This is a genomic window from Kitasatospora sp. NPDC088742 (assembly GCF_055584905.1).
In genome coordinates, this window is record NZ_JBVJLD010000039.1 from 1 (window position 1) to 22,775 (window position 22,775).

General features: G+C 72.3%; 22 protein-coding genes, 3 tRNA genes and 1 pseudogene. 10 read left to right on the plus strand and 16 right to left on the minus strand.

Going from position 1 to position 22,775, the window contains the following annotated elements:
- Positions 1 to 761, minus strand: a pseudogene (locus ACZ6ZR_RS26620) (phosphatidylglycerol lysyltransferase domain-containing protein); the annotation flags it as partial.
- Positions 762 to 1,014: 253 nt separating this feature from the next.
- Between ACZ6ZR_RS26620 and ACZ6ZR_RS26625 the strand changes: the two are divergent.
- Together ACZ6ZR_RS26625 and ACZ6ZR_RS26630 are read left to right on the plus strand one after the other, a co-directional pair.
- Positions 1,015 to 1,686 carry a response regulator gene (locus tag ACZ6ZR_RS26625; RefSeq protein WP_465646385.1) on the plus strand — a complete coding sequence of 224 codons (672 nt, stop codon included), beginning with the start codon at positions 1,015 to 1,017 and terminating at the stop codon, positions 1,684 to 1,686.
- Positions 1,683 to 2,855, plus strand: coding sequence for a sensor histidine kinase (locus ACZ6ZR_RS26630; protein ID WP_465646387.1), 1,173 nt, complete (start codon positions 1,683 to 1,685; stop codon positions 2,853 to 2,855). The genes ACZ6ZR_RS26625 and ACZ6ZR_RS26630 overlap by 4 nt, the downstream gene beginning before the upstream one ends.
- Before the next feature lie 104 nt (positions 2,856 to 2,959).
- On the opposite strand, the gene ACZ6ZR_RS26635 is transcribed toward ACZ6ZR_RS26630, so the two are convergent.
- Positions 2,960 to 3,043: transfer RNA gene (locus ACZ6ZR_RS26635), tRNA-Leu, on the minus strand.
- A 375-nt stretch (positions 3,044 to 3,418) separates the two neighbouring features.
- Between ACZ6ZR_RS26635 and ACZ6ZR_RS26640 the strand changes: the two genes are divergently transcribed.
- The 6 genes from ACZ6ZR_RS26640 (at position 3,419) to pknB (ending at position 11,775) form a co-directional block, all read left to right on the plus strand.
- The gene (locus tag ACZ6ZR_RS26640) at positions 3,419 to 4,297 is read left to right on the plus strand and encodes an FhaA domain-containing protein (protein WP_465646389.1); all 879 of its coding nucleotides are present in this window, start codon (positions 3,419 to 3,421) and stop codon (positions 4,295 to 4,297) included.
- Positions 4,298 to 4,307: 10 nt separating this feature from the next.
- Positions 4,308 to 4,826 (plus strand): FHA domain-containing protein FhaB/FipA, encoded by a 519-nt coding sequence (locus ACZ6ZR_RS26645; protein ID WP_465646391.1) that lies wholly within the window; start codon positions 4,308 to 4,310, stop codon positions 4,824 to 4,826.
- Between the two features lie 50 nt (positions 4,827 to 4,876).
- Positions 4,877 to 6,295 carry a PP2C family protein-serine/threonine phosphatase gene (locus ACZ6ZR_RS26650; protein ID WP_465646393.1) on the plus strand — a complete coding sequence of 473 codons (1,419 nt, stop codon included), beginning with the start codon at positions 4,877 to 4,879 and terminating at the stop codon, positions 6,293 to 6,295.
- Between the two features lie 100 nt (positions 6,296 to 6,395).
- The gene (locus tag ACZ6ZR_RS26655; protein WP_465646507.1) at positions 6,396 to 7,970 is read left to right on the plus strand and encodes an FtsW/RodA/SpoVE family cell cycle protein; all 1,575 of its coding nucleotides are present in this window, start codon (positions 6,396 to 6,398) and stop codon (positions 7,968 to 7,970) included.
- Positions 7,967 to 9,430, plus strand: coding sequence for a peptidoglycan D,D-transpeptidase FtsI family protein (locus ACZ6ZR_RS26660; protein WP_465646395.1), 1,464 nt, complete (start codon positions 7,967 to 7,969; stop codon positions 9,428 to 9,430). The genes ACZ6ZR_RS26655 and ACZ6ZR_RS26660 overlap by 4 nt, the downstream gene beginning before the upstream one ends.
- A gap of 272 nt (positions 9,431 to 9,702) precedes the next feature.
- On the plus strand, positions 9,703 to 11,775 hold the full coding sequence (gene pknB, locus ACZ6ZR_RS26665; RefSeq protein WP_465646397.1) for a Stk1 family PASTA domain-containing Ser/Thr kinase: 2,073 nt from the start codon (positions 9,703 to 9,705) through the stop codon (positions 11,773 to 11,775).
- A gap of 55 nt (positions 11,776 to 11,830) precedes the next feature.
- Here pknB and ACZ6ZR_RS26670 read toward each other — a convergent pair whose 3' ends face one another.
- The 6 genes from ACZ6ZR_RS26670 to ACZ6ZR_RS26695 form a co-directional block, all read right to left on the minus strand.
- Entirely contained in the window at positions 11,831 to 12,469 is a 639-nt protein-coding gene (locus ACZ6ZR_RS26670) for a hypothetical protein (RefSeq protein WP_465646399.1), read from the minus strand.
- A 143-nt stretch (positions 12,470 to 12,612) separates the two neighbouring features.
- The gene (locus ACZ6ZR_RS26675; RefSeq protein ID WP_465646401.1) at positions 12,613 to 13,359 is read right to left on the minus strand and encodes a class E sortase; all 747 of its coding nucleotides are present in this window, start codon (positions 13,357 to 13,359) and stop codon (positions 12,613 to 12,615) included.
- 22 nt (positions 13,360 to 13,381) lie between these two features.
- Positions 13,382 to 14,482, minus strand: a complete 1,101-nt coding sequence (locus tag ACZ6ZR_RS26680) for a class E sortase (RefSeq protein ID WP_465646402.1) — start codon at positions 14,480 to 14,482, stop codon at positions 13,382 to 13,384.
- 4 nt (positions 14,483 to 14,486) lie between these two features.
- A complete protein-coding gene (locus ACZ6ZR_RS26685; RefSeq protein ID WP_465646404.1) occupies positions 14,487 to 15,149 on the minus strand; it encodes an aminodeoxychorismate/anthranilate synthase component II in 663 nt (220 codons plus the stop codon).
- 97 nt (positions 15,150 to 15,246) lie between these two features.
- Complete coding sequence (locus ACZ6ZR_RS26690; protein ID WP_465646406.1) at positions 15,247 to 15,423, minus strand: hypothetical protein; 177 nt, start codon at positions 15,421 to 15,423, stop codon at positions 15,247 to 15,249.
- Between the two features lie 69 nt (positions 15,424 to 15,492).
- Positions 15,493 to 16,239: a DUF881 domain-containing protein gene (locus ACZ6ZR_RS26695; RefSeq protein WP_465646509.1), complete on the minus strand. Its 747-nt coding sequence runs from the start codon at positions 16,237 to 16,239 to the stop codon at positions 15,493 to 15,495.
- Positions 16,240 to 16,415: 176 nt separating this feature from the next.
- Between ACZ6ZR_RS26695 and crgA the strand changes: the two genes are divergently transcribed.
- Positions 16,416 to 16,673, plus strand: a complete 258-nt coding sequence (gene crgA / locus ACZ6ZR_RS26700; RefSeq protein ID WP_465646407.1) for a cell division protein CrgA — start codon at positions 16,416 to 16,418, stop codon at positions 16,671 to 16,673.
- 289 nt (positions 16,674 to 16,962) lie between these two features.
- Here crgA and ACZ6ZR_RS26705 read toward each other — a convergent pair whose 3' ends face one another.
- A complete protein-coding gene (locus ACZ6ZR_RS26705; RefSeq protein ID WP_465646409.1) occupies positions 16,963 to 17,865 on the minus strand; it encodes a rhomboid family intramembrane serine protease in 903 nt (300 codons plus the stop codon).
- Positions 17,866 to 17,919: 54 nt separating this feature from the next.
- Complete coding sequence (locus ACZ6ZR_RS26710; RefSeq protein ID WP_465646411.1) at positions 17,920 to 18,444, minus strand: peptidylprolyl isomerase; 525 nt, start codon at positions 18,442 to 18,444, stop codon at positions 17,920 to 17,922.
- Between the two features lie 190 nt (positions 18,445 to 18,634).
- Between ACZ6ZR_RS26710 and ACZ6ZR_RS26715 the strand changes: the two genes are divergently transcribed.
- Positions 18,635 to 19,444, plus strand: a complete 810-nt coding sequence (locus ACZ6ZR_RS26715) for a DUF5324 family protein (RefSeq protein WP_465646413.1) — start codon at positions 18,635 to 18,637, stop codon at positions 19,442 to 19,444.
- Positions 19,445 to 19,520: 76 nt separating this feature from the next.
- Here ACZ6ZR_RS26715 and ACZ6ZR_RS26720 read toward each other — a convergent pair.
- The 6 genes from ACZ6ZR_RS26720 to ACZ6ZR_RS26745 all read right to left on the minus strand — a co-directional run bounded on the left by ACZ6ZR_RS26720 (position 19,521) and on the right by ACZ6ZR_RS26745 (position 22,756).
- Positions 19,521 to 19,593, minus strand: a tRNA-Ala gene (locus ACZ6ZR_RS26720).
- 86 nt (positions 19,594 to 19,679) lie between these two features.
- Positions 19,680 to 19,808 carry a DLW-39 family protein gene (locus ACZ6ZR_RS26725; RefSeq protein ID WP_014137031.1) on the minus strand — a complete coding sequence of 43 codons (129 nt, stop codon included), beginning with the start codon at positions 19,806 to 19,808 and terminating at the stop codon, positions 19,680 to 19,682.
- Positions 19,809 to 20,008: 200 nt separating this feature from the next.
- The gene (locus tag ACZ6ZR_RS26730) at positions 20,009 to 20,320 is read right to left on the minus strand and encodes a DUF6191 domain-containing protein (protein ID WP_465646415.1); all 312 of its coding nucleotides are present in this window, start codon (positions 20,318 to 20,320) and stop codon (positions 20,009 to 20,011) included.
- 75 nt (positions 20,321 to 20,395) lie between these two features.
- A tRNA-Ile gene (locus ACZ6ZR_RS26735) sits at positions 20,396 to 20,469 on the minus strand.
- Positions 20,470 to 20,485: 16 nt separating this feature from the next.
- Entirely contained in the window at positions 20,486 to 21,847 is a 1,362-nt protein-coding gene (locus ACZ6ZR_RS26740) for a class I SAM-dependent methyltransferase (RefSeq protein ID WP_465646417.1), read from the minus strand.
- 180 nt (positions 21,848 to 22,027) lie between these two features.
- Entirely contained in the window at positions 22,028 to 22,756 is a 729-nt protein-coding gene (locus tag ACZ6ZR_RS26745; protein WP_465646419.1) for a DUF3566 domain-containing protein, read from the minus strand.
- Positions 22,757 to 22,775 lie beyond the last annotated feature (19 nt).

A 22,775-nucleotide genomic window follows, 5' to 3' on the forward strand; every position in this document is an offset into this window, starting at 1 on the left:
GTCAGCAGCTCCTGACCGCGCGGCGACCGGAAGGCCACGTACAGCACCAGCAGGAAGAGCACCGCGCCCATCGCGTTGATGAAGCCGTTCACCCAGGTGGGGGCCGAGATCACCCGGTCCATGTGGGCCGAGGGCTCGAAGGTGATCATCCGGGCGATCGAGTACCGGAAGCGGTCCCCGAAGTCGGAGCCGGAGATCTCGTTGGTCCAGCCGACCAGCAGCGCGCCGATCCCCCCACCGAGCAGCAGGCCGCCGACGAAGGCCGCCACCGCCGACTTCGGGTTGGAGCGGTCGCCCTTGGAGGTGAACTCCCCGCGGCCCAGCAGCAGGGCGAAGAAGAACAGCCCGGTCAGCACGGCGGAGAAGTAGTTGAAGGGGTGGCGGTTGAAGCGCAGGCCGTCCGGCGAGACCACCAGCAGCAGCACGTAGGCCGTGAAGAAGATCCCCGACAGCACCGTGTTGAAGATCCACGCCGCCCGCTTGCGGCGCCGCATCGCCACCGCCAGCAGCAGCGAGAGCACCACCGAGGTGAGACCGGCGGTCATCAGGTACGGGGTGAAGAACTCGCCCTCGTTGTGCGTGCGCACCTGGTCCTTGAACGGGACCGCGAGCACCGCGACGAGGTTCAGCAGCGCGAGCAGCCGCAGGTACCAGACGGTGAATGTGGCGGCTCGGGGACGCCAGCGGGCCAACAGCCTCCCGAGGGAGCCGGTGTGCTCGGCTGGGGTGTTCGCAGGCTCCGGCTTCACGGTGGAGGACACAGCTCAATTCCAAACGATCAGGTGACGGGGCGCATCCGCACGCACACGGGCCGACGGCCAGGGCCTGTCCCCGCAGACCATGGTTGCTCACCGGGGATGAGAAATTCGTGAACCCGGTAGCGGATTCGCAACCCCCCCGAACGGCGGGGGTGCTCTCCCCCCGACCAAGGCCACGGCCGCCCCGGCCTGCCCCTAGGCTCGAACCGCACGCGCTCCCACACCCTCATACCCGCGCGCGCGAGGAGGCACGGCCATGACGGCCATCCGCGTACTGATCGTGGACGACGAGATCCTGGTCCGCTCCGGCCTCGGCCTGATCGTCGGCTCGGCACCCGACCTGGAGGTGGTCGGCGACTGCTCCGGGGGCCAGGCGGAGGAACGGGTCTCGGCCCTGCGGCCGCACGTGGTGCTGCTGGACATCCGGATGCCCGACCTGGACGGCATCTCGGTGCTCCGCAGGCTGCGCGCCCTGCCGTACCCCCCGGCCGTGGCCATGCTGACCACCTTCGACACCGACGAGTACATCGGCACCGCGCTGCGGGCCGGAGCGGCCGGCTTCCTGCTCAAGGACACCGCCCCCGAGCAGCTGGTGCACGCCGTCCGGGTGCTGGCGGCCGGCGGCAGCGTGCTCTCCCCGACCGTCACCCGCACGGTGATCAGCGGCTACGTCGAGGGCGGCGGCCCGGACGCCGAGGCGGCCGCGCTCACCCGGGGTCTGACGGGCCGTGAGCTGGACGTGCTGGCGCTGCTCGGCGAGGGCCTGTCCAACGCCGAGATCGCCGACCGGCTCTTCCTCGGCACCGGCACCGTGAAGGACCACATCAGCGCCATCCTCGGGAAGCTCGGCGCCGCCAACCGGGTGCAGGCCGCCGTGGTGGCCAACCGCGCCGGGCTGGTCCGCACCCCGCCGCGGCCGGACGCGTGAGCACCGCCCCGGGCCGGGCCCGGCCGGGCTGGCTCTGCGCCCCCTGGACCACCGCTCCCTGGCTGATGCTGCTGCTCCCGGTGCTGGCGGCCTCGGTGGACGCCGCCCTGGTCGCCAAGGACTCCGCGTGGTGGGAGCTGGTCCTCTCGGCCCTCTCCACCGGCGCCCTGCTGCTGCGCCGCCGGTACCCGGTGCTCACCCTGCTGCTGGTGCTGCCCGGCACCTTCGTCAACTACATCTGGATCGCCCCGGTGATCGCGGTCTACTCGGTCGCCGCGTACCGGCCCGGGCTGCGCGCGCCCGTGCTCAGCGCCGCGGTCTTCTCCCTGGTGGAGTTCTTCCACTGGCCGCTGGCCGACCACCCGCTGGCCCTGGACCGGGACAACGCGCTCTACGCCATCCAGTCCGTGATGCTCGGCGCCGGCCCCGCCGCGCTCGGCCTGCTGGCCCGTACCCGGAAGGAACTGGCCGACCGGCTGGCCGAACTGACGGAGGGCCGGCAGCGCGAGCACCGGCTGCTGGCCGAACGGGTGCTCTCCACCGAACGGGCCCGGCTGGCCCGGGAGATGCACGACGTGGTCTCGCACCAGGTCAGCCTGATCTCGATCCAGGCCGGGGCGCTCCAGGTCTCCGCCACCGACCCGGCCACCCGGACCACCGCCCGGACCATCCGGGAGCTCTCGGTGCGCACCCTGGACGAGCTGCGCCAGATGGTCGGCGTGCTGCGGGCCGCCGCGCAGTCCCCCGGCGGCGACCGCCCGGCCGAGCCGCTCTCCCCGCAGCCCCGGCTGGCCGACCTGCCCCGGCTGATCGGGGACAGCGGACTGCCCGTCAGCAGCGAGCTGGCGGCGGGGGACCGGCCCTGGCCGGAGTCGGTGGAGCGGGCCGCCTTCCGCACCGTGCAGGAGGCGCTCACCAACATCACCAAGCACGCGCCGGGGGCCGAGGTCGAGGTGCGGCTGCTCACCTGCGGCAGCCGGCTGCTGGTCGAGGTCCGCAACGGCCCGCCCGCCCGGCACCCCGAACCCTCCGAAGCCCTGCCCGGCGGTGGCCACGGCCTGGTCGGCCTGCGAGAGCGGGCCGAGCGCCTGGGCGGCACGCTGACCGCCGGGCCCACGCCCGAGGGCGGCTTCCTGGTCCGGGCGGTGCTGCCGGTCACGGGGGAGTGAGGCCGCTCACACCGGCGGGGCCCCCGGGCCCGCCACCCGGCCGCCATCCGCTTCCGGGCAACGAGAAAGCCCCGCAGATCCTGAGGATCTGCGGGGCTTCGCTGTGCGCGAGGGGGGAGTTGAACCCCCACGCCCTTTCGGGCACTGGAACCTGAATCCAGCGCGTCTGCCTATTCCGCCACCCGCGCAAAGGTGTTGTCTTCTGGTTCTTCCGACCCGCTCGGCCTTCGCCTTGCTGGTCTTCCGTTCGGCTCCCTCTCGGGCGCCCCTTCCGACATGAGAAACATTAGCACGCCTCCGCCCGAACCTACGAATCCCTTCCCCCGGCGCTCCGCAACCGGAAGGGGAGGCCTTCCGGCAGCGCCGCCGGTCGGGGCCGGTCGGGTGCAGGCGAACGGGTGATCGAGGGATGAGCGGGGCCCCCGGCGGGTAGCCCTGGCTTGCGCCCCGCCGCGCCGGGGGAACCGTGGGGACGGCCCCGGCGTGGATACGATCAGTACGGAAGTACCGCTATCGCGCCCACGGGCGGCCGGACCGAAGCCCTTGGAAGGGGGTGCCCCACGGTGGGAGTACTGAAGAAGTTCGAGCAGCGGCTCGAGGGTCTCGTGAACGGCACCTTCGCCAAGGTGTTCAAGTCCGAGGTGCAGCCGGTGGAGATCGCCGGAGCGCTCCAGCGGGAGTGCGACAACAACGCGACCATCTGGAACCGCGACCGCACGGTGGTCCCGAACGACTTCATCGTCGAGCTCTCCCCGCACGACCACGAGCGGCTCAGCCCGTACGCCGGGCAGCTCGGCAGCGAGCTGGCCGGGATGGTGCAGGAGTACGCCGAGGCGCAGCGGTACAGCTTCATGGGCCCGCTCCAGGTGAGCCTGGAGAAGGCCGACGACCTGGACACCGGGCTCTACCGGGTGCGCAGCCGCACGCTCGCCTCCGAGCAGCCGCCGGCCCAGCCCGCGCCGCCGCAGCAGCAACAGCAGCCGGGCTACGGCCGCCAGCCCACCCCGCCGGCCCCCGGCGCACCGTGGCAGCAGCAGAGCGCGGCCCCGTACGGGGCGCCGCCCCCGCCGGCCGCGCCCCCCTCACTGCCTCCGACGCCCCCGCAGGCGGGCGGCGGCGGGAACGTCCGGCCGTTCCCGGGAGCGGGCCACGGCGGCCCGGCCACCCGGCGCTGGATCGAGGTGAACGGGCAGCGGCACCAGATCACCGGGAACGCCTGCGTGCTCGGCCGCTCGACCGAGGCCGACATCCGGATCGACGACCCCGGCGTCTCCCGCAAGCACGCCGAGATCAGGCCCGGGACCCCGGCCATGGTGCTCGACCTGGGGTCGACCAACGGCATCGTGGTGGACGGACAGCACACCCAGCGCGCTACGCTCCGCGACGGCTCCAGGATCGTCCTGGGCAGCACCACCATCGTCTACCGACAGGTCGAAGGGTGATCGCCCGGTCATGTCAGAACTGACCCTGACGGTCATGCGGCTGGGTTTCCTCGCCGTGCTGTGGCTGTTCGTCATCGTCGCCGTCCAGGTGATCCGCAGTGACCTGTTCGGCACCAAGGTGAACCCGCGCACCGCCGCGCGACGGGCGGCCGCACCGGCCGCCACCGCGCCCGGCGGCGGCGGGCACCCCGCCCCGCCCGCGCAGGCCGCCCCCGGCCCGGGCCGCCGCCGCGGCGCGCCGACCCAGCTGGTCGTCGTGCAGGGCTCGCTGGCCGGCACCACGGTCGCCCTGCAGGGGCAGACCATCACGCTCGGCCGGGCCCACGACTCCACGATCGTGCTGGACGACGACTACGCCTCGTCCCGGCATGCCAGGATCTACCCCGATCAGACTGGGCAGTGGACGGTGGAGGATCTAGGCTCCACCAACGGCACCTATCTGGACCGGCAGCGGCTCACCGCGCCCACCCCGCTCCAGCCGGGAATGCCGATCCGAATCGGCAGGACCGTCATCGAACTGCGGAAGTAGCGGCGCATGAGGGACAGCACACCGTCCACCCGAAGGAGGGCTCGGACCGCATGACTCTCGTGCTGCGCTTCGCCGCCGGATCGCACAAGGGACTGATCCGGGAGGGGAACGAGGACTCCGGGTACGCCGGTCCGCGGCTGCTCGCGGTCGCCGACGGCATGGGCGGCGCCGCCGCCGGTGAGGTCGCCTCCTCCGAGGTGCTGGGCTCCATCGTCCGCCTGGACGAGGACGTGCCCGGCGCCGACCTGCTCACCCTGCTGAACGACGCCGTGCAGGGCGCCAACGAGCGCCTGCGGCAGATGGTCGAGGACGACCCGCATCTCGAGGGCATGGGCTGCACCCTGACCGCGATGCTCTGGACCGGGCAGCGGATGGGCATGGTGCACATCGGCGACTCCCGGGCCTACCTGCTCCGGGACGGCGCGCTGGCCCAGATCACCCAGGACCACACCTGGGTGCAGCGGCTGGTGGACGAGGGCCGGATCACTCCCGAGGAGGCCGAGACCCACCCGCAGCGCTCGCTGCTGATGCGCGCGCTGGACGGCCGCGGCCAGGTCGAGCCCGACCTGTCGATCCGTGAGGTCCGGGCCGGCGACCGCTACCTGATCTGTTCCGACGGTCTGTCAGGACCGGTCAGCCACCAGACCCTGGAGGAGACGCTCGGAAGCTTCTACTCCCCCGAGCAGACCGTCCAGGAGCTGATCCAGCTGGCGCTGCGCGGCGGCGGCCCGGACAACATCACCTGCGTGGTGGCGGACGTCATCGACGTCGGCGCCACCGACCCCCACAGCGCCGGGTACGCCGACGTCCCGGTGGTGGTCGGCGCGGTGGCCGACACCCCGCCCGCCACCGACCACCCCCTCCCGAACACCGCGGCCGGCCGGGCCGCCGGGCTGGGGCGCCCGCAGGGCGCCTTCGGTCCGGCCAGCGGCTACGGCGGTCAGGCCGGCTTCGGCCCGGCCGAGGGCTACGGGGGTGCTGACGGCGCGTCGGCTCCGCAGGGCCACGACGGCTACGAGGACGACGAGGAGCAGCCGCCCCCGCCCTCGCGCCGCCGGAAGAAGAAGTTCGGCTGGTTCAAGCTGACCCTCACCCTGCTGGTGGCCCTCGGCCTGATCGGGGCCGGCGGCTACGCGGGCTGGCGCTGGACCCAGGGCCAGTACTACGTGGGCGCCTCCGGCGACTCCGTGGCGGTCTACCGGGGCATCAACCAGAACTTGGCCGGCCTCGACCTGTCGAAGGTCTACCAGGCGCACTCCGAGGTGCAGCTGAAGTTCCTGCCGCCGTACCAGCAGACCCAGGTCTCCAAGACCATCCAGGCCGACAGCCTGGCGGACGCCGAGGAGCAGGTGAAGAAGCTGGGTGCCCAGGCGGAGGTCTGCAAGAAGATCGCCGCCACCCCGGCCGGCACCGCCCCGGCCCTGACCGAGCAGGAGCAGAAGCTGGCCTCCTCCTGCCCGACCCCGTAGTGGCACCCGCCACCGCGACCCTGATGACCGCAGCGACACCGGTACCTCCAGCGGGTCCCACAGCCGTCGGGGAGCGGCCGTCAACGTGAGCAGTTTCGACCTGAGCAGCAGTCAGACCGGTGGTGGTGAACAGCGCTCCCGACGCCGGGAGAACACCACCATCACGCCCCAGGGCGCCCCCAACCGCCGCAACACCGAACTGGCCCTGCTGGCCTTCGCGGTGCTGCTGCCGATGCTGGCGTACGCCAACGTCGGCCTCGCGATGGACGGCACCCTGCCCGCCGGCATGCTCGGCTACGGCCTGGGCATGGGCGCGCTCGCGCTCGTCGCCCACCTGGTGATGCGCAGGTGGGCGCCGTACGCCGACCCGCTGCTGCTGCCGCTGGCCACCCTGCTCAACGGCCTCGGCGTGGTGATGATCTGGCGGCTCGACAAGGCCGGCAAGGTGCTCACCAGCAACTTCCCGGCCGCCTCCAACCAGCTGATGTGGTCCGGGCTCGGGGTGGGGCTGTTCATCGGCGTGATCCTGCTGCTCAAGGACCACCGGATCCTCCAGCGGTACACCTACATCTCGATGGTGGTGGCCCTGGTGCTGCTGGCCGCGCCGGCCTTCTTCCCGAGCCGGCAGGAGGACTTCGGCGCCAAGATCTGGATCCGCTTCGGCAGCTTCTCGATCCAGCCGGGCGAGTTCGCCAAGATCATCCTGACCGTGTTCTTCGCCGGGTACCTGATGGTCAAGCGGGACGCGCTGGCGCTGGCCAGCCGCCGCTTCATGGGCCTCTACCTGCCGCGCGGGCGCGACCTCGGGCCGATCATCGTGGTCTGGCTGCTCTCCATCCTGATCCTGATCTTCGAGACCGACCTCGGCTCCTCCTTCCTCTTCTTCGGCCTCTTCGTGGTGATGCTCTACGTCGCCACCGAGCGGACCAGCTGGATCGTCTTCGGCCTGCTGATGTCGGTCAGCGGCGCGGCCCTGGTGGCCACCTCCGAACCGCACGTGAAGACCCGCATCGACGCCTGGCTCGACCCGATGGCCGCCTTCGGACCCAACCCGCCGAAGGGCGCCACCGAGCAGATCGGCCAGACCCTGATGGCCTTCGGCTCCGGCGGGGTCACCGGCAGCGGGCTCGGCCAGGGCCGGTCCTGGCTGATCCAGTTCGCCGCCAAGAGCGACTTCATCCTCGGCTCCTTCGGCGAGGAGCTCGGGCTCACCGGCCTGATGGCGCTCTTCCTGCTCTACGGCCTGGTGGTCCAGCGCGGCCTGCGCACCGCGATCGCCGCCCGCGACCCGTTCGGCAAGCTGCTCGCGGTCGGCCTCTCCTCCGCCTTCGCGCTCCAGGTCTTCGTGGTGGCCGGCGGGGTCACCGGCCTGATCCCGCTGACCGGCATGACGATGCCCTTCCTCGCCCAGGGCGGCTCCTCCGTGGTGGCCAACTGGGCGCTGATCGCCATCCTGCTCAAGATCAGCGACTCCGCCCGGCGCCCGGCCGCCGAACCGCAGCCCCAGCCCACCGGCGGCGAGCCCGCGGGCCGGCCAGCCGGCGGCACCCCGCCGCTCGGGACGCCCGCCGGCACCCCGCCCCTGGGAGTGCCCACCGGCGCCCCGCCGTTCGGCGGACAGCCCGGGCCCGGCCCCGACGGCGTGACCGAACCCATCCGGGGAGCCCACTCGTGAACAAGCCGATCCGCCGGGTCTCGATCTTCTGCCTGGTGCTGGTGCTGGCGCTGATGATCCGGGTCAACTGGGTCCAGGGCGTCCAGGCCGACAGCCTCGCCAACCACCCCAAGAACCTGCGCACCAAGTTCGACCGCTACGCCTACCCGCGCGGCAACATCATCGTGGCCGGGGGCCAGCCGGTCACCAAGTCGGACTTCGTCAACGGCTACCGCTACAAGTACAAGCGCGCCTGGGTGGACGGCCCGATGTGGGCCCCCGTCACCGGGTGGTCCTCGCAGGCCTTCGACACCAGCCAGCTGGAGAAGCTGGAGGACGGCATCCTCTCCGGCTCCGACTCCCGGCTGTTCTTCCGCAACACCCTGGACATGCTGACCGGCAAGGAGAAGCAGGGCGGCGACGTGGTCACCACGCTCAACGCCAAGGCCCAGAAGGCCGGTTTCGACGGGCTCGGCAACAAGAAGGGCGCCGTGGTCGCGCTCGACCCGCGCACCGGCGCGATCCTCGCGCTGGTCTCCACGCCCTCCTACGACCCCGGCAGCTTCGCCGGCACCGGTGACGCCGACTCCAAGGCCTGGAACGCGCTGCAGGCGGACGCCAACAAGCCGATGCTCAACCGGGCGCTGCGCGAGACCTATCCGCCCGGTTCCACCTTCAAGCTGGTCACCGCCGCCGCGGCGCTGGAGAGCGGCAAGTTCCAGAACGTGACCGACGTCACCGACACGCCGGCCAAGTACCTGCTGCCCGGCACCACCACCGAGCTGAAGAACGCCAGCGCCAACGAGCCCTGCGCCAACGCCACCCTGCAGGACGCCATGGACCTGTCCTGCAACACGGTCTTCGGCAAGATCGGCGCCGAGGTCGGCGGCGAGAAGCTGCGCGCCCAGGCAGAGAAGTTCGGCTTCAACAACGCCCAGGTGGACGTCCCGATCCGGGCCGCCGAGTCGACCTTCCCGACCGGCTCCAAGCCGGACGGCACCGCGATGGACGCGATCGGCCAGCACGACACCCGGGCCACCCCGCTCCAGATGGCCATGGTCGCCTCCGCCATCGCCAACGACGGCCGGCTGATGCAGCCGTACATGGTGGACGAGGAGCGGGCGGCCAACCTGACCACGATCTCCAAGCACACCGAGCGCCAGATGAGCCAGGCCGTCACCCCGGCCACCGCGCAGAAGCTCCAGCAGCTGATGGAGAGCGTGGTCGCCAACGGCACCGGCACCAAGGCCCAGATCAAGGACCTGAAGGTCGGTGGCAAGACCGGCACCGCGCAGCACGGCGTGGACAACAAGGGCCTGCCGTTCGCCTGGTTCATGTCCTACGCCAAGGCCTCCGACGGCCGCTCGGTCGCGGTCGCGGTGGTGGTCGAGGACGGCTCCAACGAGCGGGACGAGATCTCCGGCGGCGGGCTCGCCGCGCCGATCGCCAAGGCCGTGATGCAGGCCGCCCTGGAGCGCTGACCGGGCCGCGGACCGGGCTCGCACCCGCCCGTTCCCGGCGCTTTCCCGGCCCGGACGGAGCCGTCTCGGAGGATACCGGTCTGGTCTCATCCGAGGGGGTCCGTTCGGGTTGCCCCGGGACGGCGAGGTAGCGTATCCGCGAGCAGCGGTGTACCTGCCGCCCGGCCGTGGGGCGGATCACGAAACCGGTGCGGTGGCGACAGCGTCCATGACAGCGTGCGGGGACACCTACGTGACATCCTCACCGACCGGTGAGGGAGAGGGTCGGAACTATGGAAGAGCCTCGTCGCCTCGGCGGCAGGTACGAGCTCGGCGGCGTCCTCGGACGCGGCGGCATGGCCGAGGTGTACCTCGCCCATGACACCAGGCTCGGCCGCTCCGTCGCCGTGAAGACGCTCCGGGCCGACATGGCCCGCGACCCGTCGTTCCAGGCCCGGTTCCGTCGCGAGGCCCAGTCCGCGGCCTCGCTGAACCACCCCGCGATCGTCGCCGTGTACGACACCGGCGAGGACTACATCGACGGGATCTCCATCCCGTACATCGTGATGGAGTACGTCGAGGGCTCCACCCTGCGCGAACTGCTGCACACCGGGCGGCGGCTGCTGCCCGAGCGCGCGCTGGAGATGACCATCGGCATCCTCCAGGCGCTGGAGTACTCGCACCGCGCCAACATCGTCCACCGCGACATCAAGCCCGCCAACGTCATGCTGACCCGGCAGGGCAACGTCAAGGTGATGGACTTCGGCATCGCCCGCGCCATGGGCGACTCCGGCATGACGATGACCCAGACCTCCGCCGTGATCGGCACCGCCCAGTACCTCTCCCCGGAGCAGGCCAAGGGCGAGACCGTGGACGCCCGGTCCGACCTCTACTCCACCGGCTGCCTGCTCTACGAGCTGCTGACGGTCCGTCCGCCGTTCGTCGGCGACTCCCCGGTCGCGGTCGCGTACCAGCACGTCCGGGAGGAGGCCATGCCGCCGTCCTCCTACGACCCCGAGGTGCGCCCCGAGATCGACGCGATCGTGCTCAAGGCGCTCGCCAAGGACCGCGAGTACCGGTACCAGAGCGCCGCCGAGATGCGCGACGACATCGAACGCTTCCTCGACGGCCTCCCGGTCGCCGCCGCCCAGCAGGCCGCCGCCTTCGGCATGGCCGGCCAGGGCTACGGCTACGACCAGCAGGGCTACCCCGCCGCCCAGCACGACCCGTACGGCCAGACCAACATGCTGCCGCAGCAGGGCAACGCCGGTCCGACCACCATGCTCCCGCCGGTCGGCAACCAGCAGCCCGGGTACGACGGCTACAACGGGGCCGGCAACGGCGGCGGCTACGACGACTACAACGGCGGGGGCGGCGGCGGCCGCCGCTCCGAGCAGCCGCGCAAGAGCAGCAACACCTCCTGGGTGCTGCTGGCCATCGCGGCCGTGCTGGTGCTGGTCGGCGCCTACTTCGTGGTGGACGCCGTCATGCTCAAGCCCGGCGGGCGCAACGGCGACAAGGTCTCCGTGCCCAACCTGGTCGGCCAGACGCTGGACGAGGCCAAGCTCAAGGCCGCCAACGTCAACAGCAAGCTCGTCGTGGTCACCGGGGCCGAACTCGCTTGCCCCGACGCCTCGGTGAAGAAGGGTCAGGTCTGCACCCAGAACCCGGCCTCCACCACCCAGGTCGCGCCGGACAGCCAGATCACCGTCCAGCTCTCCACCGGGCCGACCGCCTCGGACCTCCCGGACGTCACCGGCAAGGACCTGGACGCGGCCAAGGACGCCATCACCAAGGCCGGCTTCACCGTCGGCAAGGTCAGCTACGAGAACAACGACAACGTCGCGCAGAACAAGGTCATCTCCCAGGACCCGTCGGCCGGCAAGGCCACCCCGAACAGCGCGATCAACCTCACCGTCTCCTCCGGCCAGACCAAGGTCGCCGTCCCCGGCGTGATCAACCAGACCGAGGCCGCCGCCCGGCAGACCCTGGAGGGCGCCGGCTTCCAGGTCGAGGTGAAGACCACCCCGACCCCGGACACCACCAAGATCGGCCAGGTCTACAGCCAGGACCCCAAGGGCAACCAGAAGGTCGCCCCCAACTCCAAGGTGACGATCTCGGTCTACAAGGCGCAGGACAAGGTGACCGTCCCGCCGCTGCAGAACGTCGTCCTCAAGGACGCCGCCAAGCAGCTCGACCAGCTCGGCCTGCCGTACGACTTCCTGTTCGGCCCCCAGGACCCGACCGCCATCGTCACCAGCGCCACCCCCGGCGCCGGCACCCAGGTCGACCCGGGAACCAAGATCATGCTCACCACCAAGGCGGCCGACAAGCCCCCGGCGAACTCCCCGTCCCCGCCGCGCTGACCCGCACCCCGGAGGGCCCGCCACATCCGCTGTGGCGGGCCCTCCGGCGTTCCCGCTACCGCCGTCGGCGCCGCCGCTCCCCCGGGCCGCGCACGGCGAGCACCGTGCACAGCATGTCGACCCGCCCGCCGAGCGTCCTCACGGCGCTCTGGCAGTCGGCCATCCGCACGCTCAGCCCGGCTATCACCTCACGGTCCAGCTGGGACTGACGGAGCATCACCAGCTGCAGCTCCCGGATCTCCGCCAGCTCCTCGCGCAACCCGGCCAGCTCGTACCGCCACTCGGCCGCGCCGCTCACCGCCTGCTCCGCCAGGTTCAGCAGCTCCCTGCGGACCTCCCTCGCCACCGTGCTGCCGCGCAGCAGCATGCCGACGACGAGCACGGCCCGGCGGGGGAAAATCCCCAGGCCATGCCGGACGGCGCTCCTTTCCTTCAAGTTGAAGGAAACAAAGAGCTGCAGGTCAGCTCCCTTGAGCACGCGGTAGCCGTACTCCGCGAGCTCCGCGCGGTGCCGGTAGACCAGGCTTTCCACAGCCTTGTCCCCAACCCCGTAGTAGTCGGCAAGCATCCGCGCCGTCACGTGCACACCGTCCGGGAGCATCACCAGCGCCTTCACCCGGTCCAGCGCCTCGACCCGGTCGGCCATCCCGCCGCGCATCGTCCGCGACTCCTGCAGAACCGCTTCACGGTCCATCGGTCTCACCTCGCCTGTCGGTGGCACCGTCCCCGGTCGGGAGGGTGCCGCCGTGGAAACGAGATGATCCGACCGCCCGTCACCGCCTCGGCGCAGCGCACGGGATCGCGGCACCGGCGCCCACCGAGGGGTTCCGCTCCAGGTCAGCGCAGTTCCGGGGGCGGGGTGCGGTGGCCGTCGACGGGGTCGGTGCGGACCAGGGAGCCCCAGACGGCCATGCGGTAGCGGGAGGTATAGACGGGGGTACAGGTGGTGAGGGTGATGTACCGGCCGGGGGCGGTGTAGGGGGAGCCCTTGGGGACGGGGGCGACGATGCCGGTGTCGTACTTGGAGGTCTGAGGGAGAAGGCCGTCGACCCGGTAGACGTACCAGGCGGAGCGGGTCTCGACCACGATCGGGTCGCCGACGGCCAGGGCGTCGAGGTCGTGGAAGCGGGCGCCGTGCCCGTCGCGGTGCGCGGCGAGCGTGAAGTTGCCCTCCGGGTCCCAGGGCATCGCGGAGCGGTAGGGCTGGTCGTAGACCCCGGCCACGCCCTCGTTGAGGACGTCCGGTTCGGTGCCCATCCGGATCAGGGTCTGCCGGGCCGCCCCTAGGGCGGGGACGTGTAGGAAGCCGATGCCGTCCCCGGCGGCGTACACCGGTGGGGCGGGTTCGGCGCCGGGTACGGCGGGGGCGGTGGGCGCGGCCCAGGCCTCCCTCAACCGGCCCCCCGCGGCGCCCGCCTGACGGTCCGCCAGCACCCCGGTCCACCAGAGCGAGTAGCCGACGAAGAGCGCGAGCACCACCCCGGCGGTGATCAGCAGCTCCCCGACCACCCCGAGCAGGGCGGCGAGGCGGCCGCGCCGCCGGCGCGGTTCGGGGGCGGTGGCACCGTCCGGCCGGACCTCCACGCGCACCCCTCCTGACGACCGGTCAGCCGGTCAGTGCGGCGGGCTGCCCCTGACTCCTCGGCTTCTCCTCGACCATCTTGCCAAAGACGATCAGCCGACCCCGTGCACTGAACTCCGGCGTGCATGTCGTGAGGGTGATGTACCGCCCGGCCTCCTTGAACGGGGAGCCGTTGGGGATCGGACGGATCACCGAGACGTTGGTGGGCGGGGTCTCCGGGATGCCGCCGGCCACCTGGTAGGTGAAGTAGGACGTCGCGGTCTCCACCACGATGCTGTCCCCCGGCACCAGCTCGCCGATCTTCCGGAACGGCTGCCCGTGGGTGGTGCGGTGCGCGGCGACGGCGAAGTTGCCGGCCTTGTCGGTGGGCATCGCGGTGCCGGTGTAGTGGCCGACCAGGCCCTTGTCGAGGACCTTCTGCTTGTCGGTGCCCTCGGCGATCGGGTACTTGAGGCCGAGCTTGGGGATGTGGATGATCGCGAAGCCCTTGCCGGGCTCGAAGGCGGTGGGCTGCGGGGCGGGGGAGGCGCCGGGCGCCGGGGTCCCGGCGCCCTGCTGGCCGGCGGCCTGGTTCCACTGCTGGGTGAGCGCGTCGCGCTCACCGCTGGCGGCGCTGTCGGCCTGCACGTTGGTCCACCAGAGCTGGTAGGAGACGAAGAGCAACATCACCACCCCGAGGGTGATGAAGAGCTCCCCGAGCACCCGGGCGGCGACCACCCGCCTGCGCTCCTTGGGCCGGGCGACCGGCGCCGCGGGACGCCCGCCGGCCCGCCGCCGCCCGCCGCCCGGACCGCCGGCGGCGCGACGCCGGTCGGCGCGGCCGCCGGGCGGCGGCACGGCGCCGCCGGACGGGACCACCCGCAGCTGCATGGTGGAGTCGTCCGCCACCGGCCCCGGCTGCCCGTACGGGACGCCCTGGACCGGCCCGTGGCCGGTCTCCCGGCCGTACGGGGCGCCCTCCTGGCCGGGGTACGGCTGCCCGCCCCAGCCCGGGGCGCCGCCGGGGGGCGCGGCCTGCTCGTAGACGCCCCAGTCCCCCGTGCCGCCACCCACACCGCCGGCACCGCCACCACCGACACCGTCCGCGCCGTCCTGCGCGCGCCCCTCCGGACGTACCGCCGTCATGGCCTCAGCCCCGACCGATCACCGGGGCGAGGCCGGCCGACCGGCCGACCGCCTCCGGGAAACCGCACTCGGCCAGCCAGTTGGCGAGCATCCGGTGCCCGCCCTCGGTGAGCACCGACTCCGGGTGGAACTGCACGCCCTCGACGGGCAGCTCGCGGTGGCGCAGGCCCATGATCACGCCGCTGTCGGTCTCGGCGGTGACCTCCAGCTCGGCGGGCACGGTGCCGGGCTCGACCGCGAGCGAGTGGTAGCGGGTGGTGGTGACCGGCGAGGGCAGGCCGGCGAAGACGCCGCCGTCCCGGTGGGTGACCGGGGAGGTCTTGCCGTGCAGCAGCTCGGGCGCCCGGCCGACCACCGCGCCGTAGGCGACCGCGATCGACTGCAGGCCCAGGCAGACCCCGAACAGCGGCAGCCCGGTCTCGGCGCAGTGCCGCACCATGTCGACGCAGACCCCGGCCTCCTCGGGCGAGCCCGGGCCGGGGGAGAGCAGCACCCCGTCGTAGCCGGCCTCGCCGTCGCGGCGGACGGCGCGGTCCACCGTCAGCTCGTCGTTGCGGACCACCTCGCAGGTGGCGCCGAGCTGGTACAGGTACTGGACCAGGTTGAAGACGAAGCTGTCGTAGTTGTCCACCACGAGAATCCGGGGCGGGCTGCCTGCGGCGGTCATCCGTGCACTACTCCTGGGCTGGGTGCTGGTGGGGCGGGCTGCCTGGCGCGTGAAGCGGTCCGGTGGGGTGCGGTCCGGCGGGGGTGCTGACGGCGGCTCAGCCGACGCCCGCGCCGCCCTCGTCCACTGTGACGTCGCCGAAGGGGAGCAGCGGTTCCGCCCAGGGGAAGACGTACTCGAAGAGGACGTAGACCGTCCCGAGCACCAGCAGCGCGGCGAGGACGGCCTTGACGAGGGCGTTGCCCGGCAGCAGCCGCCAGATCCAGCTGTACATGGTGCTCCTCGGGTTTCGGGTCCGGTACAGATTAGACGGCCGTCGCGGGCCCGCAGGCGGCCAGTTCCGTTACTGACCGGAAGCGGTGTGCAGGTCGACCGTTCCGGCGTACCCCGGGACCGTCAGGTCGCCGCTCTCCTGGACCTTCCACCCCAGCCCGTAGGCGGCCACGTAGCCCAGGTAGTTGGCGATGGTGGGGTCGGCGTCCACGGCGGAGCGCAGCTTGTCGGTCTTGCCGACCGCCTTGACGACGTACGGCGGGGAGTAGACCCGGCCCTGGAGCAGCAGGGTGTTGCCGACGCAGCGGACGGCGCTGGTGGAGATCAGCCGCTGGTCCATCACCTGGACGCCCTCGGCACCGCCCCGCCAGAGCGCGTTGACCACGGCCTGGATGTCCTGCTGGTGGATCACCAGGTCGTTGACGCCGGGCTCGGGGATGCCGGGCAGCTTGGCGGTGGCACCGGGCGGGGCGTCGTTGAGGGTGACGGTGAGTCCGGGGCCGCGCAGCTCCTGGAGGCCCGCCTGCTGCTGGAGCAGGGCGAGCCGGCCGCTCTCGGCGGGGCTGAGGTGCTGCTGAGCGGTGAGCTCGTCCACCCGGCCCTGCAGTTCGGCCAGCTCGGTCTGCGCCGCCTGGTTCTGCGAGGAGCGCTGCCTTATGACGTCGCTGAGCCGCAGCAGGGAGTTGTCGGTGCGCAGATCGGTGCCGCGGGCGGTGTCCGCGCTGATGTAGAAGAGCAGACCGGCCATCGCGAACACGGTGCAGGTCAGGGCACGTCCGACAATTCGGGTGCGCGGAGCACCTCCGGACGCTTCCAGGGAGGGAATCGTGGAATTCGGCACCGTACCCTTATCTCCTTACGACCCGGCGAGCCACTACGCTAACGGACGCCGGTGGCGCGTGCGGAGCACCCCACGCGTGGGCCGGCCCCCACAGTCGCCCACCCCCGCTGCACCCTGCGCGGTCTCACAGCGCATCGACAGGAGAGCCTCTCGTGCCGAAGTCCCGACTCCGCAAGAAGTCCGACTACACCCCGCCGCCGTCCACCGGTGCGGCACCGGTGAAGATCAGTTCCGGGCGCGGCTGGGTGGCACCCCTGATGCTCGCGTTCTTCCTGGTCGGCCTGGTCTGGATCGTCACCTACTACGTCACCAGCGGCACCTGGCCGGTGAGCAGCTGGGGCAACTGGAACATCCTGGCCGGCTTCGGCTTCATCGCCGCCGGCTTCGGCGTCTCCACCCAGTGGAAGTGACGCTCCACCGCTGACGCACCGTCAGGCACCGCTCGGGGAAGGCCCCGAGCGGTGCTCAGTGCCGTCCCGGGCCGGAGCGCCTGTCCATACCATCGGGTTGTCCACACGGTTATCCACACTGGGGAAAAGTCGCCCACGCCTGTGGATAACTTTTCTGTTCGAGCCCCGTGAGATTCTCCGAATTCCGCTCGAATTCCCAGCGGGACGCGCGTAGACCGGCCTTTCCCCAGCCCTCTGCCGTACCGGCTGTGCACAGCCCGGCGCGCTCTGTGGACAACTGCGCGCGCCGTCAGCCGCTCAACTGCGCCGTGTGGACCGCCACCACCAGCAGTGCGGCCGCCACCACCCCGGCCACGGTCAGCCCCTGCACCAGGTTCCGCCGGGCCCTGGGGGCGTACATCAGCCCGACCGCGGTCACCGCCCCGGCCAGCAGACCGCCGACGTGCGCCTTCCAGTCGATGACGAAGCCGGAGGCGTTGGGCCGGGCCAGCGCGAAGGTGATCACCAGGTTGACCACCAGCAGCGTGACCACCGGGCGCAGCGGCGACCCGGTCGCCTTGAACAGCACCACGGTCGCACCCAGCAGTCCGAAGATCGCCCCGGAGGCCCCGACCGACTCCACCCGCACCCCGCCGAGCGCGTAGCTGCAGGCGCCGCCGGCCAGGCCGGAGGCGAGGTACAGCCCGAGGAAGCGCCACCGCCCGAGCACGTGCTCCAACTGCGGCCCCAGCACCCAGAGCGAGACCATGTTCAGCGCAACGTGCATCACCCCGGCGTGCACGAACATCGCCGTCGCCAGCCGGTACCACTCGTGCGGCCCGGCGGCCAGGCCGTCCGGCCGGAACGGGTACGAGACGCTCCACAGCTCCAGGTCGGCGCCCAGCTCCGGCCGCAGGTACTCGGTGAGCAGGAAGACCAGCAGGTTGAGCCCGATCAGCACCTTGGTGACCAGTGCCTGGTTCAGTGCCAGCGCCCCGCCGTAGCGGGTGCGCGCCTCGCGGGCGCCCTGGTGGCCCTCCCGGACGCACTCCGGGCACTGGAAGCCCACCGAGGCGCTCACCATGCAGTCGGGGCAGATCGGCCGCCCGCAGCGGGTGCAGCCGATGCCGGTCTCCCGCTCGGGGTGCCGGTAGCAGCCGGGCAGCCGGTGGCCCTCCTCCGGTGCCGCGCCGGCCGGTACGTCGGGACCCATCACGCTCTCCTCGCTCACCGCCGCCGGAACTGCCAGGCTACTGCTGACGCCGCGTCAGCCCCGAGTGATCGTGACCGACTCGATCACCACGTCCTCGGCCGGACGGTCGTCGCGGCCGGTCTCGGCGCCCGCGATCTCCAGCACGAGCCGCTGGGCGGCCGGGTCGGTGACCTCGCCGAAGATGGTGTGCTTGCCGGTCAGCCGGAGCGTCGGGGCGACGGTGATGAAGAACTGCGAGCCGTTGGTGTTCTTGCCCGAGTTGGCCATGGCCAGCAGGAACGGCCGGGTGAAGGCCAGGTCGGGGTGGAACTCGTCGGCGAAGCGGTAGCCCGGGCCGCCGGTGCCGGTGCCCAGCGGGTCACCGCCCTGGACCATGAAGCCCTTGATCACCCGGTGGAACACGGTCCCGTCGTACAGCGGGGCCGAGGACGGCTGCCCGGTGCGCGGATCGGTCCACTCCCGGGTGCCCTCGGCCAGCTCGACGAAGTTCGCCACGGTCTTCGGAGCGTGGTTCGGCAGGAGCTTCACGGCGATGTCACCGCGATTGGTCCTCAGGGTGGCTATCAGGTCTCCGGCCACGGTGCCGCTCCCTCGTCTCTACGGTTCCGTCCCCGGAATCATCCCACGGACCGTCAGCCGTACGGCCGTGCCGGAGCGGTCCGCCGCCCCGCGTCCGGACCAACCCGACGCGCCACGGCGCAGAACGACATGCATGATCTCGAAACAGGTGGAAATGTGCATAACGGACGCCACCGAGGAGGAGAAACCCGTGACCCGTTTGGACACCGCCCGTGAAACGGCCGACAAGGCCAGGGAGTCCCTCGCGCCCTATGCCGCCACCGCCAAGGAGACCGCGCTGACCTACGCGGAGGAGGCCAGGCACCGGATCGGCCCGCACCTGGAGGCGATCGGTCCGAAGGCCGGCCAAGCCGCCCAGGCGGCCCGGGTGCAGTACGCCAAGCACCTCGCCCCGCAGCTGGAGCATGCCTTCGGCGCCCTCCCCCCGCACGCCCAGCAGTCCACCCTGAAGGCCGTGCACCGGGCCCAGGAGGCCGCGCTCACGGCCAAGCTGTCCGCCGGCAAGGCGGTCGGCCAGGCCCGCGGCACGGTACTGCCCAAGGTCGCCGAGGCCCGCGCCGCGCTCGTCCCGGCCGCCCACGAGGCGCAGGTCCGGGGCGCCGCCGCCCTGACGGCCCTTCAGGGCCACGTCAGCTCCGCCGAGATCAGCGACCTGGCGGCCCGCAACGCCAAGCGGGAGCTCCACCCGCACCGGCGCCGCGGCCTCGGCCTGGCGCTCGCCGGGCTGATCGCGATCGGCTCCGGCCTGGCCGCCTGGCAGTGGTGGCGCGGCCGCGGCGAGCCCGAGTGGCTGGTCGAGCCGCCCGTCACCGTCCCGCCCGGGGAGGAGCACCTGAACGGCGCCTCGGCGGCCGCCAAGCCGGGCCCGCCGCCCGGCCGCCACGCGGCGCCGGCCCCCGGCCCCGCCCCGGAGGCCCCGGCCGCCCCCGAGGACCACCCCGAGGGCTCCCTCGCCCCGGACGACCGCCCCAAGCCGCACGACCCGCGCAAGCCGCACTGACGGGCCGCCCGGGCCCGGGAACGCCGAACGGCCGCCGACCTGATACCGGGTCAGCGGCCGTTCGTCCTTCACACGGTGGAGCTTAGGAGACTCGAACTCCTGACATCTGCCTTGCAAAGGCAGCGCTCTACCAACTGAGCTAAAGCCCCGTGCAGCGAAGTGCTGCGCACCAGAGTACCCGCTCCCCGGGCCGGGCCGGGCCTCTCGCCCGGTCCGGCCGCACGGGAGCGTCGCGTCAGCGGCCGGCCGGGACCGGGTCGGTGGCCTCGGTCCACAGGTCCTGCTCGGCGCGGTCCGCCTGCACCTGACGGTAGACAAAGAAGCCGCCGAGGGCGACCAGGGCGACCAGGAGGAGCTTCTTCACCGGGGGACCTCGTCCTTCTTGCTGGGGAACGGGCCCTGACCACGGACCCTCGGATGTTGCGGGCACGAACCGGCGGTCTCACCGCTCGGACCGCCTCCGGCCGATGATACACATCGGTAACCGCCTCCCGGGCGGCCCCCGCGAGTCGTCAACCGCCCGGCGCACGCCAGGGATTGACGCCGTGCCTCCTGTCGTACCAACTACCGCTCCGGCATCCTGAGCACCGCCCGGCCGCCGTCCAGGTCCACCGTGGACCGCGGCGGCGCCCCGTCGCCCTCCTCGTCGCGCAGCATCAGCGTGCTCCGGCGCTGCTCCAACTCGTGCTGCTTGCCCGCCGCGAACTGCGCGTGCAGCTGCTCGAAGCCGGTCGACGAGATCTGCCCCTCGCGCCCCGTCCCCCGCCACGGCAGCCAGGACGCCCGCCGGGCCCGCAGCGCCAACTGGTCCACGAAGGCCAGCAGCACCAGCCCGACCACCAACCCCGGAAGACTCATCACCCAGAACATCTCCACGCCGCCCAGCGTACGGACGGGCCGGGAACGACAGAAGGCCCGGAGTGGAAATCCACTCCGGACCTTCTGCGCCGGTGGGCCTAACAGGACTTGAACCTGTGGCCTCTTCCTTATCAGGGAAGCGCTCTAACCGTCTGAGCTATAGGCCCTTGCCGCACTCAAAGATTAGCGGACCGTCGGCCGATCTCCCAAATCCGGGTCGGCGGGGTGCAGCTCAGCGGCCTCGGAGAGCCACTGGGGGCGGGTGGCGGGCAGGTGGCTGGAGCCCTCCGGGGTGGTCCGGACGGCGAGGATCTGGTTGACCCCGATCCGGTTCTGCTCGAAGGCCAGGGCGGAGGCGGCCATGTACAGGCGCCAGACCCGGGCCCGGCCCTGGCCGACCAGCCCGACCGCCTGCGGCCAGTTGGCCTCCAGGTTGGCCACCCACTCACGGAGCGTCAGGGCGTAGTGCTCGCGCAGCACCTCGACGTCGCGGACCTCGAAGCCGGCCTCCTCCAGGGCGGAGACGGTGGCGCCGACCGGCGAGAGCTCGCCGTCCGGGAAGACGTAGCGCTGGATGAACGGGCTGGGCCGGTACGGCTCGCCGGGCCGGTTGGGGCGGCGGGCGATCTGGTGGTTCAACAGGCGGCCGCCCGGGGCCAGCAGTTGCAGCAGGCCCTCGGCGTAGACCTGGTACTGGGCGGTGCCGACGTGCTCGGCCATGCCGACGCTGGAGATGGCGTCGAAGGGGCCGTCCGGGATCTCCCGGTAGTCCTGGAGGCGCACCTCCACCCGGCCGCCCAGCCCGGCCGCCAGCACCCGCTGACGGGCCAGCGCGACCTGCTCGGTGGAGATGGAGACGCCGACCGCCGTCACGCCGTAGTGCTCGGCCGCGTGCAGCAGCAGCGAGCCCCAGCCGCAGCCGACGTCCAGCAGCCGCATGCCGGGCCGCAGGCCGAGCTTGCGGCAGATCAGGTCGAGCTTGGCGGTCTGGGCCGCCTCCAGGCTCTTGGCCTCGGGCTCCCAGTAGGCGCAGGAGTAGACCATGCTGGGGCCGAGCACCAGGCCGTAGAAGTCGTTGCCCACGTCGTAGTGGTGGCTGATCGCGGCGCGGTCGCGGCCGCGGCTGTGCAGCCGGCCGCCGCCGAGCCGGGCCTCCTCGGCCGGGGGAGCGGGCTGGGTGCCGAGCACCCCGGCGCGCAGCAGCAGGCCGAGCAGACGGCGCCCGGAGGGGGCGAGGGCGTCCCTGGGGCCCAGCGCCAGGGCGGCGATCTCGGGGCGCTCGGCGAAGCGGGCGGCCAGCGAGAGGACCTCGTACAGGTCGGTGCCGGGGGCGGTGTCCAGGTCACCGGAGACGTAGGCCCGGGCCAGCCCCAACTCGCCGGGCTGCCAGAGCAGGTGACGCAGCGCCCGGCGGTTGCGCAGGATCAGCTGCGGCGCGCCGGAGGGGCCGGCCTGGCTGCCGTCCCAGAGCTTGATCCGGAGCGGTATCCGGGCGCCGAGGATTTCCTCGACCGATCCGAGCAGTTGTGTGGCGAGCTGAGCCATGGCACGCACCTCCGACCGACGGGCAGGACGCTGCAGAGTCTGCCCCGTGTCGGCACCAAGCCAACACAGCCCGGCCGGGACTTCGTCAGGTGACGCGCCGTGTACGAGGCGTCTGTCACCCGAACGCTCCGGGCCGGGCTGGTGCGGGTGCGAACTGACGGATGGTCAGCGCACGGAAGGTCAGTCCTCCTCGGCCAGGGTCAGTTCGATCCCGCCCGTGAAGCCGGCCGCCGTGTTGTAGATGAAGGCGGAGAGGGTGGCCAGCGCGGTCATCAGGACCACGTCCACCACCGCGATCAGCGAGGTGAACATCATGACCTTGCCGAAGCCGATGTAGTCCATCAGGTCCACGCCGCCGGTGGTGTCCGACCCGGTGACGTCCTTCAGGGTGCCGCCCAGCGAGTCGAAGACGCCCAGGCCGTCCAGGGTCATCCAGAGCACCGCGGTGGCCACGATGATGATCACGCCGACCGCCAGCGAGAGCAGGAAGGCGACCTTCATCACCGACCACGGGTCGGCCTTGGTGATCCGCAGCCGGGCCTTGCGGGTGCGGCCGGCCGCCGCGGGCGGGGCCTGGCCCGGGCGGCGCGCGGCGCCACCGGTCTTGGTGCCCCGCGCCGGGGTCTGGCCCTTGGTGTAGGTGGTCGGCTGCGAGAAGCCGCCCGCACCCGGCGCCGGCTGCGCGGGCGGCGGCGGGACCGCCCCGGCCTGCCCGGCCGCGCCGTACGCCGCGCCGCCCGCCACCGGCGGCATCAGCGAGGTCGAGGCCGAGGAGTGCCCGTCCGCCGCACCGGGGACACCCGACGGGCGGGGCGGCACACCGGCCACGCCGCCGGCTCCGCCGTAGGACGCGCCGCCACCCGGCAGCCCGCCCCCGGCACCGCCCGCAGCACCCGTGGCTCCACTCACCCTGGTCCTCCCGCAACTC